Origin of the sequence: Paenibacillus silagei (genome assembly GCF_017874735.1) — a bacterium.
Lineage (GTDB): Bacteria > Bacillota > Bacilli > Paenibacillales > Paenibacillaceae > Paenibacillus_AQ > Paenibacillus_AQ silagei.
In genome coordinates, this window is record NZ_JAGGLV010000009.1 from 23552 (window position 1) to 36273 (window position 12722).

10 protein-coding genes are annotated in these 12722 nt (G+C 52.2%); 5 read left to right on the plus strand and 5 right to left on the minus strand.

Translation table 11 applies throughout. From position 1 onward, the window contains the following. Window positions 1-12: 12 nt before the first annotated feature. Window positions 13-1680 carry a degradosome RNA helicase CshA gene (gene cshA, locus J2Z70_RS14865; protein WP_209874266.1) on the minus strand — a complete coding sequence of 556 codons (1668 nt, stop codon included), beginning with the start codon at window positions 1678-1680 and terminating at the stop codon, window positions 13-15. 326 nt (window positions 1681-2006) lie between these two features. Between cshA and J2Z70_RS14870 the strand changes: the two genes are divergently transcribed. The 4 genes from J2Z70_RS14870 (at window position 2007) to J2Z70_RS14885 (ending at window position 6158) form a co-directional block, all read left to right on the plus strand. Beyond that, the gene (locus J2Z70_RS14870) at window positions 2007-2834 is read left to right on the plus strand and encodes a YitT family protein (protein WP_281068179.1); all 828 of its coding nucleotides are present in this window, start codon (window positions 2007-2009) and stop codon (window positions 2832-2834) included. A 175-nt stretch (window positions 2835-3009) separates the two neighbouring features. Further along, window positions 3010-3198 carry a hypothetical protein gene (locus tag J2Z70_RS14875; protein WP_171718441.1) on the plus strand — a complete coding sequence of 63 codons (189 nt, stop codon included), beginning with the start codon at window positions 3010-3012 and terminating at the stop codon, window positions 3196-3198. 241 nt (window positions 3199-3439) lie between these two features. Further along, a complete protein-coding gene (locus J2Z70_RS14880) occupies window positions 3440-4669 on the plus strand; it encodes a putative glycoside hydrolase (RefSeq protein WP_209874269.1) in 1230 nt (409 codons plus the stop codon). A gap of 133 nt (window positions 4670-4802) precedes the next feature. Continuing rightward, window positions 4803-6158, plus strand: coding sequence for an MATE family efflux transporter (locus J2Z70_RS14885; protein ID WP_209874272.1), 1356 nt, complete (start codon window positions 4803-4805; stop codon window positions 6156-6158). Between the two features lie 94 nt (window positions 6159-6252). Here the strand turns inward: J2Z70_RS14885 and J2Z70_RS14890 are convergent, their stop codons facing one another. The 4 genes from J2Z70_RS14890 to J2Z70_RS14905 form a co-directional block, all read right to left on the minus strand. Continuing rightward, window positions 6253-6513 carry a metal-sensitive transcriptional regulator gene (locus J2Z70_RS14890; protein WP_036725219.1) on the minus strand — a complete coding sequence of 87 codons (261 nt, stop codon included), beginning with the start codon at window positions 6511-6513 and terminating at the stop codon, window positions 6253-6255. 16 nt (window positions 6514-6529) lie between these two features. Continuing rightward, a complete protein-coding gene (locus J2Z70_RS14895; protein WP_209874275.1) occupies window positions 6530-9016 on the minus strand; it encodes a CoA-disulfide reductase in 2487 nt (828 codons plus the stop codon). Window positions 9017-9163: 147 nt separating this feature from the next. Beyond that, the gene (gene pfkA / locus J2Z70_RS14900) at window positions 9164-10135 is read right to left on the minus strand and encodes a 6-phosphofructokinase (protein ID WP_036725223.1); all 972 of its coding nucleotides are present in this window, start codon (window positions 10133-10135) and stop codon (window positions 9164-9166) included. A 64-nt stretch (window positions 10136-10199) separates the two neighbouring features. Then, the gene (locus J2Z70_RS14905; RefSeq protein WP_076078515.1) at window positions 10200-11282 is read right to left on the minus strand and encodes a tetraprenyl-beta-curcumene synthase family protein; all 1083 of its coding nucleotides are present in this window, start codon (window positions 11280-11282) and stop codon (window positions 10200-10202) included. A gap of 193 nt (window positions 11283-11475) precedes the next feature. Here J2Z70_RS14905 and J2Z70_RS14910 point away from each other — a divergent pair, with 193 nt between their 5' ends. After that, window positions 11476-12720: an MFS transporter gene (locus J2Z70_RS14910; RefSeq protein ID WP_209874278.1), complete on the plus strand. Its 1245-nt coding sequence runs from the start codon at window positions 11476-11478 to the stop codon at window positions 12718-12720. Window positions 12721-12722 lie beyond the last annotated feature (2 nt).

The following is a 12722-nucleotide window of genomic DNA, read 5'->3' on the forward strand; positions in this document are numbered from 1 at the left end:
TTTTGTTATAGCTTAAGCGTCAAAATCCTGCTTGGCCGGGCGGGTGCTTGTGCTGCTCGGACGCGAGGACGGTCTTCCGTCTGTGTTACGGCTCGCTCCATCACGGTTGCCTTTGTAGCCGCCGCCGTAGCTGCTGCCGCTTCCGCTGTTGCCGCCATAGCCGCTGCTGTAGCCGCCACGGGTGCTTCCGCCGCTGCTGGCATTGTCACGATTTCCGCGATAGCCGCCGCCGCTTGCATTGTCTCGGTTGCCGCGATAGCCGCCACCGGAGCTAGAACCGGAACCGGAACGGTTGCCGCCATAGCCGCCGTTAGGCTTACGCCCGCTGCGGATGTCGTTCTTGCCGCCGCGGCGCTTGGCACGGATCGGATCTTCAGGAGTCAACTCAATTTGCGCATCCTTGTTATCGCCGGTAAGAAGCTTCATAGCTGCGGACAGCAGCTGTACAGAATCATATTGCTCCAGCAATTGAATGGCAATGCCTTTGTATTCGTTCAGTTCGCCAACCTCAACCATTGCAAGCAGACGTTCTGCTGTAATGCGTTGTTTGCCTTCAATAGCCTCGGCCATCGTAGGAAGCGGTTTGCGGGTAATGCGGTGACGGGTCACGCGTTCGATCAGGTGCAGGTGATCCATTTCGCGCGGAGTTACGAAGGACCAGGCTGTTCCTTCTTTGCCGGCGCGGCCTGTACGGCCGATACGGTGTACATAGCTCTCCGGGTCCTGCGGAAGGTCGAAGTTGATTACATGCGTTACGCCGGATACGTCCAGGCCGCGTGCAGCTACGTCTGTAGCAACCAGTACATCAATGCTGCCGTCGCGGAATTTGCGCATTACAGCATCCCGCTGGTTCTGCGACAAGTCGCCATGCAGGCCGTCAGCGGAATATCCGCGCTTCTGCAAGCCTTCTGCAAGCTCGTCTACCCGGCGCTTCGTGCGGCCGAATACAATTGCCAGATCTGGCGATTCCATGTCAATCAAGCGGCTAAGCGCTTCGAATTTCTGGCGTTCAGGCACTTCAACATAAGCCTGGTCGATAAGCGGTGCGCTAATCTGTTTAGGAATTACGGATACATGCTGCGGGTTCTTCAAGAACTGCTGGGCAAGGCGTTGAATGTTAGGAGGCATAGTAGCCGAGAAGAGCATGGTCTGACGTTCTTCGGGAACGAGCTTGAGGATGGTCTGGATATCCTCCATGAAGCCCATATCTAGCATTTCATCGGCTTCATCCAGTACGATCGTCTGAACATCATCCAGGCGGATGGTCTTGCGGTTGATATGGTCCAGGAGGCGTCCTGGTGTACCAATAATAATCTGTGGTTTTCTCTTCAGTCCGCGGATCTGGCGGCCGATATCCTGCCCGCCGTAGATAGCCAGTGAACGAAGTCCTTTGAAGCGGGTCAACTTACCGATTTCTTCAGCGACCTGGATGGCCAGCTCACGTGTTGGCGTCATTACCAGTGCCAGAATCTTATCTTCTTCTCTTGCGATCTTGGAGATGAGGGGAATCCCGAAGGCTGCGGTCTTACCTGTACCCGTCTGTGCCTGTCCGATAAGATCCGATCCGGCCATAGCAAGCGGGATAGCCTGTTCCTGGATTGGTGTTGCTTCCTCAAATCCTAGCTCTGTGATTGCTTGAAGTACTTTTGGCTCCAAGCCGAATTCTGCGAATGTTTTCAAATTATTCATGCTCCTTCTATACAGTGGACATTCCACATGCTTGTCTGTATTCTTAAGTAGCGGTAAACACATTTATAGGCTGTCCAATCATGCCGGATTTTCTGCATGGTTTAGCGCGTATTGGGACAAACAACTGTCCTATGATCAGGCCACTACATACACCTGACAATTGTAGCTTCGCATTCTAAGCAATGCAAAAATACCATTGTAACGTCCTACTCAAGAATATCCTATACATTATATCACAAACCCAATCAGGAATACCAGTGTATTCCTTACTTTCATTACTTACATGACACTCACACTACACTCAGAGGTGAATTTGCTTGGTTAAACTAAGATTATTCGGGAGCTTTCTTGCCGTCCTCTTCGGTTCAGCGATGATCGCAAGCGGCTTTAATCTGTTCCTGATCCCCCACAGACTGCTCAGCGGAGGCGTATCCGGCCTCGCCATGCTGGCCGGTTATTTCACTCCTTTTAATATCAGCTTACTGTATTTACTCTTCAATATCCCGCTGCTTGTCGCCGGATGGTTCCAGCTCGGCCGCCGGTTTATCATTCTCAGCATGGTCTCTGTAGGGGCTACCACCTGGCTGATGACGGTGGTACCGGTCTTTCAAGTATCCTCGGATATGCTGCTTGCCTCTGTCTTCGGCGGGGTGCTTGTGGGTGCCGGTGCGGGCATCTCCTTCCGTGTAGGAGGCTCCTCAGGCGGCTTCGATATTCTGGGCTCCATTATAACACGGTACCGGGATTTCCCGGTAGGCAGTGTGCTGGTCGGTCTCAATGGTCTCGTCATTCTTGCTGCGGCTTATTTTGACGACAACTGGAATCTGGCGCTGGCCTCGATGGTCTCCATTTACGTCACCGGCAAGGTGGTCGACCTGATTCATATCAGCCACATCAAAGTTACCGTGTACATTATCACCAACCGGACTGACGAGCTGCTGCAGCAATTGCTGGGCCTTCAGCGCGGCGTTACAAAATTTAAGACAGAAGGTGCTTATTCTCATGTAGAACGGGACATGCTAATGACAGTGACCACACGGTATGAGCTTGCAGAATTGAAACGTATTATTAAAACAAGCGACCCGCAGGCTTTTGTAAATATCGTTGAAACTGTCGGTGTGATGGGCTCTTTCCGCAAACGGTAATTCATAAGAAAATGCTTATCCGTTCAAATTATGTTATATTATAGCTACGCAGGACCTTAACAATTTCATGAAGATTGTGATTTACCCTCTTTTTTCCAGGCACTTCGTTTTTCCGGGTGGACCCTGAATTCTGATTCAGTTCGATTCGAAAAAGGAAAGGGTGATTTTTGTGGAAATGGAAACGGTAAAACTGTCAGCAATCGTCATGAGGTGGTATCCGGATATGATACCGTTCCTGAAGCAGGACGAACTCAATTCTGTAATCGTACTGCGTGACGGTCTGAGTATTCTGGAACCGGCAGATGCCATGGATATCATCCATTACAGCATTTGCGAGCATCAGAATTCTGCGTATCTTCATTAAGCAAGCTGCCCTAAAGAGCAAGTTGTAATAGTTGCCGTCCTGGTCATTGGCCTTCGTGCCAGTCCGGGGCGGCATTTACTTTTATAATCAGCGGTTCAAAATCTGTGCATCCCGTTTATAAACAACAAGAGCGGAAATATGACCTCAAAAAATTACGGGTATTGTTACAAGTCTGTTCTTTTTGGGTGCATCCGTTACCTTATACTTTATAAGGAATGTACATAAAGGGAGCGAATAAGAAATGAATATCACCTGGGCTTTACTGATGATGGCCCTGGGAGGCGTAGGTGTCCCGAATCAAGGACATGAGGCCGATGTGGCAGCAGTCTTGCAGGGCGCCATGAATCCCCCCATCGTCGCAGAACACACCACCAATCCGGATCCAGCAGCATCACCGAACGGAGGCGGCACTGCCTCTCCTGCACCTTCACCAAGCGCATCGCCGGAGACAGCGCGTCTTGCCGATCCGCAGCCGGATGCTCCCAAGGTTAAAGGGATATACGTGACTGCCTACAGCGCCGGTGGCGCACGGATGGAGACCCTGCTTGCCCTGCTGGACAAGACTGAGCTCAACTCCATGGTCATCGATATTAAGGATGATGCCGGATATATCACCTACAAGACGGACAATGCTGAGCTTCAGCAAATGGGGCATCCCCAGCCGTTCATAGGGGATATCAACAAGCTGATGACCCGCCTGAAGGAGCATGATGTCTACCCGATTGCGCGGATCGTAGTATTCAAGGATTCAGTGCTCGCCAAGAAGAACAAGGAATTATCCTTCGTCAACAAAGACGGCTCTGTCTGGGCCAACAAGGGCGGAGACAGCTTCGTCAATCCTTATAATGAAAATGTGTGGAAGTATAACGTAGATATTGCCAAGGAAGCCGTTAAGCTCGGGTTCAAGGAAATCCAGTTTGACTATGTACGCTTCCCTGAAGGCTTCGAGAAGCGTGCGGACACTCTGAAATACACGAAGAGTGACAGACCGCGCGTGGAAATCATCGCCGACTTTGTCAAGTATGCCAAAGCTGAGCTCGCTCCGCTGGGAGTTCGGATCTCTGTAGATATCTTCGGATATGCCGCCTCGGTACCTGCCGCAGAAGGCATCGGACAGGACTTCGTGAAGATCTCCAAGAATGTCGATGTTATCAGCCCGATGGTCTATCCGAGCCATTACTCCACCGGCTGGTTCGATGTGAAGGACCCGGACAAAGACCCTTATGCTACCATTAAGGGCTCAATGGTCGATACACACAAGAAGCTCAATCCGCTAGGCAGCTACAAGCCGGTCATCCGCCCATGGATTCAGGATTTCACCGCCAGCTGGCTGGGCAGCGGGCATTATGTCAAATACGGCAAGAAGCAGGTTGAAGATCAGATCCGTGCCTTGAAGGATCAGAATATTGACGAATTCCTGCTATGGAATGCCAACAACCGCTACACCGCCGATGTGAAGTATGACCAATAAGCTTTCTGCAATTATCCGGATGTATCCATAGCCGCATGATATCCAGAGCCCGGCAGCTGCCGGGCTTTTTACTGGGAATATTCACACTGGGAAAATAAGTATTCAAAATAAAGATAACGGGGCATTGATCATTATGAAACAGACAACTTCCATTAAACAAAAGGCTGGGCAATTCCTGCATATATTGCTTCCGATTCTGATTACTCAGATTGCATTGTCGGCCATTACCTTCTTCGACACCAATATGTCCGGCAAATTCGGCACGAATGATCTGGCCGGCGTAGCCATCGGCACAAGCCTGTGGATTCCGATCCAGACAGGCCTTAGCGGTATTCTTATGGGGATTACACCCATTGTGTCTCATCTCCTCGGCAGCAAGCGGGGGAAGGATGTGGCTAACCAGGTGATGCAGGGCATTTGGCTCTCCCTGATCGTATCCGTGCTCGTGCTGTTTCTTGGCAGCCTCGCTCTCACACCGATCCTGAATTTCATGAATTTGGAGCCTGCGGTACGAGATATTGCCTTCCGCTTCCTCGGTGCTATTTCCTTCGGCATTATTCCGCTGTTCGGCTATACCGTTGTCCGCAGCTGTATTGATGCCCTGGGTCAGACCCGTGTCTCCATGTTCATCACCCTGATTGCCCTGCCGGTCAATGTGGGGCTTAACTATCTGCTGATCTTCGGCAACTTCGGCTTCCCCCGCCTTGGCGGAGTAGGCGCAGGCGTAGCCTCTGCGATCACGTATTGGGTCATTTTTCTGATTGCCCTAATCTTCGTCTACCGGGCTGAGCCTTTCCGCAATCTGCAGATTTTCCGTAAATTTCACGCGGTGTCCCTGGTAAGTCTCAAGGAGCTGCTGAAGATTGGTGTGCCTATCGGCTTTTCGATCTTTTTCGAGACGGCGGTGTTCTCGGCTGTAACCCTGCTGATGAGCCGCTTCGATACCATTACAATCGCTGCCCATCAGGCCGCCATTAACTTCGCCTCCACCCTCTATATGATTCCACTGAGCATCTGCATGAGTCTGACGATTCTCGTCGGCTTCGAGAGCGGCTCCGGCCGGCTGAGGGATGCGCGCCAGTATGGCATTATGGGCATTGGTACGGCGGCTGTCCTCTCACTGCTCACAGCGCTGGTGCTGCTCTTCGCCGGGAATCATGTCGCCGGACTGTATTCGGATGACCAAGAAGTGATCTCGCTGATCCAGCATTTCCTGATCTACGCGATCTTCTTCCAGATCTCCGATGCCATCGCAACCCCGACTCAAGGTGTGCTGCGGGGATATAAGGATGTTAATCCTGCGTTCGTCATCTGCTTCATAGCCTATTGGGTGATCGGCCTGCCCGTCGGCTACCTGCTCGCCACTTATACTGAGCTTGGGGCTTACGGCTACTGGATCGGACTCATTACCGGCCTTGGAATCGGCGCAATTCTGCTCCTGGGCCGGCTCGTCAGGGTGCAGCGCAGATTCGCCCCGGAGAAGGCATGAAATAGCACGGAGCTCCACAAAAAAGTTCTTGTCTTATAACAAGAACAGCCACAGATAAGGAAGAGTACTCTCCTTCGTCTGTGGCTGTTCTTCATTAACGGCTCTTTACAAGCAAATCTACTGCTTCCTTAATCACTTGATCAGGGGAGTTCCCCTTCGCAAGCTCTTCCTGAATACAGTGCTCCAGATTGTCTCCGATCACTGCACCAATAGAGCGGTCTACGGCTGTTCGGATCGCTGTCAGCTGAGTCACGATCTCGCGGCAATCTTTGCCTTCCTCCAGCATCCCGAGTACTCCCCTCACCTGACCTTCGATACGCTTCAACCGGTTGCTAATAGCTTTATCATACTCCACTGTCCCTTGGCCCCCTCTAGATGAATAAGTTCACGCCGGAATCCTCGGCAGCTCCAAGATAGCTGGCAACACCGCCGAAGTCTACACCTTCAATTAATTCCTCCTGCTTGATGCCCATGATGTCCATGCTCATCGTGCAGGCCATCAGCTTAACCCCGGCATTCAGTGCGCCTTGCATCAGATTCTCCAGGGATTCCACATTCTTGCGGCCCATAGTATAGCGGATCAGCTTCGACCCAAGCCCGCCCATGTTCATGCGGGATAAGGGAAGCTTCCGCGTTCCCTTCGGCATCATCATGCCAAACATCCGGTCTAGAGCATTCTTCTTCACCTGCGGAGACTGCCCCCGGCGCAGAACATTAAGCCCCCAGAAGGTAAAGAACATGGTTACCTGCTTGCCCATCGCTGCGGCGCCTGTTGCAATAATGAAGGAAGCGATAGTTTTATCCAGATCACCGCTGAATACAATCATCGTGGTTCCTTCAGAGACGGCTGCCTGTTCCGCCGGAACTACGGTTCTGTCTGCCGGATCTACTCCCTTCCGTATCAACGCCTGAACCTTGCCCCCGGATACATCCACTGATTCCAGTGTGTTCCCTGTCTTGCTGCACCACTGCCTGATATCAGCGGCAAAACCGAAATCCGTTGCAGTGATCTCAACCCGCTGGCCTTCCTCCATTAAGCTTATAGTCTCATATACTTTGAGTATAGGGCCGGGGCACTGTAATCCGCAAGCATCCAGCAGGAGCTGCGGCTTAGGGCTGAGCTGTTCGTGGCTATGGACTATACTGGCGGGAGACGGGGCATTCACTTTTAAAGCCGGCGTCTCTCTTTTCCCGGAATCATCAGTGTTATTCCCCCTTGCCATCGCTGCGTATGTTTTGTACCCTCCGTCAACATTTCGTACTGCATATCCGTATTGGATTAACATGCGGGCAGCAATGTAGCCGCGCAGCCCTACCTGGCAGGACACGGCGATCTCCCGATCCCCAGGAATCTCTGTGAGCCGGTCTCTCAGCCCAGCCAGCGGAATGTTGATGGAACCTGGAATGAAACCGGCTAAACGCTCTGCTTCGTCTCTGACATCAATGACGAGGCCGCCACTACGTGTGAATTCGTCCACTTCATGCCATTGCAGATTACGGACGAGTCCCTCCATCAGATTGGAGGCAACATAGCCCGCCATATTGACCGGATCTTTGGCCGAGGAATACGGCGGCGCATACGCCAGCTCCAGATCGGCCAGCTCATCTGCCTTAAGCTTGCTGCGGATCGCGGTGGCAATGACATCTATTCTTTTGTCCACTCCGGCACTTCCGGCCGCCTGTGCTCCATAAATCTCTCCTGTCTGCGGGTTGAACAGCAGCTTAAGCGCTATCGGTGCAGCACCGGGGTAGTAACCGGCATGAGAATTCGGATGGATATGCACAGCTTCATAAGGTACCCCAAGCGACTTAAGTGTCTTCTCGTTGTTCCCGGTCAGCGCAGCAGTCATATCGAAAATTTTGATAATCGCAGTACCTAATGCCCCAGTGTAAGAGGCTTCCCGGCCGTTGATATGATCGGCGGCCAGACGCCCCTGCCGGTTCGCTCCCCAGGCCAGGGAGACCATGGTATCGAACCCTTGAACGCGGTCCTTCACTTCAATGACATCCCCTACGGCATAGATGGCCGGATCACTGGTCTGTAGCGAAGCATTGACCTTAACCGATCCCCGGATGCCCAGCTCCAGCCCGCAGCTCCGTGCCAGGTCATTCTCAGGACTGACCCCAATCGCCAAGATAACCATATCCGTTCTAAGCTCCCCGCCGGAGGAGAGACGGAGCAGGCTGCCTTGCTGTTCAATAGCCTCTACACCCTCATTCATCCGCAGTTCCACCCCGTGCAAACGCATGTGCTCTTCCAGCGGACGAACCATCTCGAGATCAAGCGGGTTCAGAATCTGCTGCCCCCGGTCAATCACAGTGACATCAAGCCCCCGCTCCCGCAGGTTCTCCGCCATCTCAAGACCAATAAAACCTGCACCAATTACAGTGGCATGCCGGGGGTGACGGCTGTCCACATAGGCCTTGATACGGTCTGTATCAGGAATATTCCTTAAGGTGAACAGGTTCTCAGCCTCTGAAATACCCGGAATCGGAGGAACTATCGGCTTCGCTCCCGGTGAGAGTACTAAGATATCATATGGAATCTGCAGTGTCTCGCCTGTTGTAACATTGCGGCAGTGTACCTGCTTATGTTCACGGTCAATCTCTGTCGCCTCGGTAAAGATTCTCACATCAATATTGAAGCGTGCCCGGATTCCAGCCGGTGTCTGCAGAAACAGCTTGTCCCGGGAATCAATACTCTCCCCAATATAATAAGGCAGCCCGCAATTGGCAAAAGAAACATGCTCTCCCCGCTCAATCATGATAATGTTGTCTTCTTCGTTCAGTCTTCTTAGGCGTGCCGCAGCGGATGCCCCTCCGGCAACACCGCCGATAATGACTATAGTTCTACTCATGCTTATTCCCTCCTAATTGTATACCCCTATGGGTATTAATATATACGGGTGGGGGTATACTGTCAAGTCAAAAAAGAGCAGCCCCTTCCGGTGATGGAAGGCTTGCTGCTCCGGTGAAATTTGAAGATCCTATAAATTCTGCTGCTCTTACTGGGACAAACGGGAAGCCAGCTCATACAGCTCGATATTGAAATCCTTCTTCGTATTCACTACCTTATCGATATCGGTCAGGGTCAATTCCCCTTTAATAATTCCGCATGCCTTGTCCGATTCGCCTTCGATCAGCTTACGGACCGCGAAATCAGCCAGACGGCTGGCGAGGTTACGGTCTCCTGGTGTTGGAGTACCTCCGCGCTGAATGTGTCCCAGTACCGTAACACGGGCATCCAGGGAAGCATGGCGGTCTTTGAGTGCCTGAGCAACATCCTCACCCTTGCCGACGCCTTCAGCTACAATGACGATACTGTGACGTTTGCCGCGTGCGAAATTATCCTTCATCCGGTCAGCTACCTCATTCAGGTCATAAGGCATTTCCGGCACCAGAATCGTCTCCGCCCCGGAAGCAAGACCTGCATGCAGAGCGATATCTCCGCAGTGACGCCCCATAACCTCTACGATGGAGGAACGCTCATGGGATGACATGGTGTCGCGCAATTTATTGATCGCATCCACTACCACGCCAACGGCAGTATCGAATCCGATAGTGTAGTCTGTGAACGATATATCATTATCAATGGTACCCGGCAGAGCCATCGTCTTGATTCCAAGCTTGCTGAGCTTGTTGGCGCCATGGTAAGAGCCGTCTCCGCCGATAACAACCAGACCGTCGATGCCGAGCTCATTCAGAATGTCAGCACCTTTCTGCTGGCCTTCCGGCTTCATGAACTCCAGACAGCGTGCAGACTGCAGAACCGTTCCTCCGCGCTGGATGATATCTCCGACACTGCGCAGATCCATCGGGAAAATGTCGCGGTTCAACAGGCCCTGATACCCGCGCTGAATGCCGAATACTTCAATTCCGAAGTAGATCGCGCTGCGGACAACCGCACGCACTGCGGCGTTCATCCCCTGGGAGTCTCCTCCACTGGTTAATACTGCGATTTTTTTTACGTTTGACATTCTGTTAGTTCCTCCTTAAATTTGTGCCAGTTTCTCCCCTTACCTGGAGAAGATCCGGCAGCATCTAATACATGTGTTTGCGTATCCAGCGGCTGTTGACGAAGAAGAAGAGTCTGGTCAGCGGACTATTCTTCATCAGCCTCCGGGATACCGAGCGGACCTCGCGTTGCTCACTAACCTTGGGATCGGATAAATACAGGGCCAGCAGTCCTTCGATGATCATACGGTGCATGGAGTTCTCAGGAAGACTCCGGACATCCTTACGGGCCCACTCCACAATGGAAGCGATCCGGTTCAGCATCATATCCGTATTCTCATAATAATTGCAGAAATTGAGATCACCGCCGGCCCGGTCTTCATCCTGGTCAATCAGATAATCCAGCATGATATGCAGACCGCACACATGCGGAAAATAAGCAGCACGAATGGATGATGATGCCACTGTGCTTAGCTTAGGATCACAGGATGCCAGAAAAAGCATGAATACGCCCAGGGTTGAACCGGTTGCGGCCGCAAATTCATTCCACTGGAGATGAGGCGCGCGGTACCCCTCCTTCTCCCACCATTCCTTGAGGGCAGCTTCTCTAAGCTCCGGGTGAATGTGCTTATAGACCTGAAGATCAGTGTACAATACAGCCAGATTATAGACCTCTTCAGTAGCAGCACCGTAGCCAGGTAGCCGGGAGGTCATCTCCTGGCATTTGCGGACCAGTCTGTGCAGGTATCCGCCGTCATTCTGTTCCGTGCGCAGCGCGTAATAGTTCACAGGCTCCGCGCCGGGGGTAACAGCATCCAGCATGGACTTATGCAGCAACCGGAAATCGGCCGGATCAAGCGAAGTACTGCGGTCACACAGGTTGTCCAAATAATCACTGATCGTCTGATAAGCAACAATTAGCGGAATCAGTATATGTCTCATCGACAAATTGCCGGCGGCATAGATTCCGCCGCCTTCGCAATGAAACTGCTTCGTTTCAATGCTGGCAAGCGCTTGCTTACGGAGCTCGGGATCGGGAATTCCTTCTGCATCCTTGCGCCAGGAATCGAGACATGATCGCACTTCCGGCAGCACGTACTTATAGACCCTCTTCATGAGTCCAATAGGACCGCGCGGACTACGGTTACGGCCTTGCTCAAATTCATTCAATGACAGTGCCTCCACATTGTTGTCTCCTTATCCAAATCATGATTATTATAATATGCAGAGCGGATTTGTACAAACAACAAAATCACTTTCGCAAACTCTTGAAAGATTCAGAAAATCGATATTATACGAATCCCCCGGCCTCTCCGCTTTATGCTATACTATACTTTTCTATATCCCGAAGGAGTGCACAATCATGAATGCGAGGCGGAGCGGCGGCCAATACAGTGATCAAAACTGGCTGCGATCCTTTATGTTTACGCTGTACGGCACCAGTGTGCTGGTTGTTTCTTATTTCCCGTTATTTTATGCCCACTTAGGCTTCAGCAGTCCGCAAATGGGTCTGCTCTACTCGGTAGGCCCGTTAATCTCGATTCTCTCTAATCTGTTCTGGAGTATGATGAGCGACCGGCTGGGTACCGTCCGTAAGATTATGGCTCTCCTGCTTGGAGGCCAGCTGATCACCGCCATTATTCTGGCCAGAGCCACCGATTTCTCGAGTGTCATGCTTATTTTATCCTTTTTCTATTTCTTCTATTACCCTGTCTTTCCACTGGCAGATACGATGGCAATTAAAATTGCCCAGCGTCACGGGCGGAATTTCATTGCCATCCGTGTATTCGGCTCGCTCGGATACTCCTTCTTCGCCCTTACAATCGGCTATGTACTCAGAACGCTGGGACCTCAGTACAGCGTAGCGATTTGTATTGTGATTGTCGTAACCGCGCTGCTGATTACGATTGGGCTGAAGGATGTGAAGCGAACCGAGGCGGCTCCGCTCTCTGTAGACAAGGAGTCTACGGACAGACCGCTGAAGGGCGCCGGACTCCGCGAGATTCTGCTGCAAAAGGAAGTACTGTGGTTCTTCGGCTCTGTATTCCTGCTCGCCATCGGCTACCGGATGAACGAGGCCTTCCTGACGATCAGCCTCAAGGGCATGAATGCAGGAGATGAAGTTGTCGGCTGGGCGCTGCTGGCTTCAGCGCTCAGTGAGATCCCCATCTTCTTCCTGCTCAGCAGATATGGCGACAAGTTCAAGGAGCTGCCGCTGCTTGCTTTTGCCAGCCTGATGTTCACGCTGCGCTTTCTGTTCATGTCGCTGGCCCGGGAGCCGGGTACCGTGGTTGCCATTCAGGCCATGCACAGCATTTCGTTTGGCATTTATTATGTAACTGCGGTCCGCTACATTACTCGGATCATCCCTGATCACCTGCGGGCAACCGGAATGGCACTCTTCACCGTCGTATGGTCCAGCGGCGCAGGTCTGCTCAGCGGCACCTTCGGCGGACTGATCTACCAGGATGCCGGCCGGATTGTATTCTATCTGGTTGCTACCGGCTTCTCGGTTCTGGCCTTCATCGGCTTCCTGTCCAAGCATCTGATGGACCTCGGGGGCGGCACGGACCGCCCGCTGCGGCGTAAGAGCAAGACCCCGCTCTGACT